Genomic DNA, 1222 nt, shown 5'->3' on the forward strand with positions numbered 1-1222 from the left:
AAGGTGATACCCGTAGCTTCGGTACCTGGTTTGAGCCCCGTTACATCTTCCGCGCAGGCCGACTCGACTAGTGAGCTATTACGCTTTCTTTAAAGGGTGGCTGCTTCTAAGCCAACCTCCTAGCTGTCTAAGCCTTCCCACATCGTTTCCCACTTAACCAGGATTTTGGGACCTTAGCTGACGGTCTGGGTTGTTTCCCTTTTCACGACGGACGTTAGCACCCGCCGTGTGTCTCCCATGCTCGGCACTTGTAGGTATTCGGAGTTTGCATCGGTTTGGTAAGTCGGGATGACCCCCTAGCCGAAACAGTGCTCTACCCCCTACAGTGATACATGAGGCGCTACCTAAATAGCTTTCGAGGAGAACCAGCTATCTCCGAGCTTGATTAGCCTTTCACTCCGATCCACAGGTCATCCGCTAACTTTTCAACGGTAGTCGGTTCGGTCCTCCAGTCAGTGTTACCTAACCTTCAACCTGCCCATGGATAGATCGCCCGGTTTCGGGTCTATACCCAGCGACTAAACGCCCTATTAAGACTCGCTTTCGCTACGCCTCCCCTATTCGGTTAAGCTCGCCACTGAATATAAGTCGCTGACCCATTATACAAAAGGTACGCAGTCACAGAACGAAGTCTGCTCCCACTGCTTGTACGCATACGGTTTCAGGATCTATTTCACTCCCCTCTCCGGGGTTCTTTTCGCCTTTCCCTCACGGTACTAGTTCACTATCGGTCAGTCAGTAGTATTTAGCCTTGGAGGATGGTCCCCCCATATTCAGACAAGGTTTCTCGTGCCCCGTCCTACTCGATTTCATTGACAAGAGATTTTCGCGTACAGGGCTATCACCCACTATGGCCGCACTTTCCAGAGCGTTCCGCTAATCTCAAATCAACTTAAGGGCTGGTCCCCGTTCGCTCGCCACTACTAAGGGAATCTCGGTTGATTTCTTTTCCTCAGGGTACTTAGATGTTTCAGTTCCCCTGGTTCGCCTCGCATGCCTATGTATTCAGCATGAGATAACTGTCTTATGACAGCTGGGTTCCCCCATTCAGACATCTCCGGATCACAGTCTGTTTGCCGACTCCCCGAAGCTTTTCGCAGGCTACCACGTCTTTCATCGCCTCTGACTGCCAAGGCATCCACCGTATGCGCTTCTTCACTTGACCATATAACCCCAAGCAATCTGGTTATACTGTGAAGACGACATTCGCCGAAAATTCGCA

At 51.1% G+C, this 1222-nt stretch carries 1 rRNA gene; it reads right to left on the reverse strand.

Annotated elements, in window-relative coordinates:
- Positions 1 to 1165: ribosomal RNA gene (locus tag QMX89_RS22635) — 23S ribosomal RNA — on the reverse strand; the annotation flags it as partial.
- Positions 1166 to 1222 lie beyond the last annotated feature (57 nt).

Origin of the sequence: Pseudomonas sp. PS01301 (assembly GCF_029960215.1) — a bacterium.
GTDB lineage: Bacteria > Pseudomonadota > Gammaproteobacteria > Pseudomonadales > Pseudomonadaceae > Aquipseudomonas > Aquipseudomonas coleopterorum.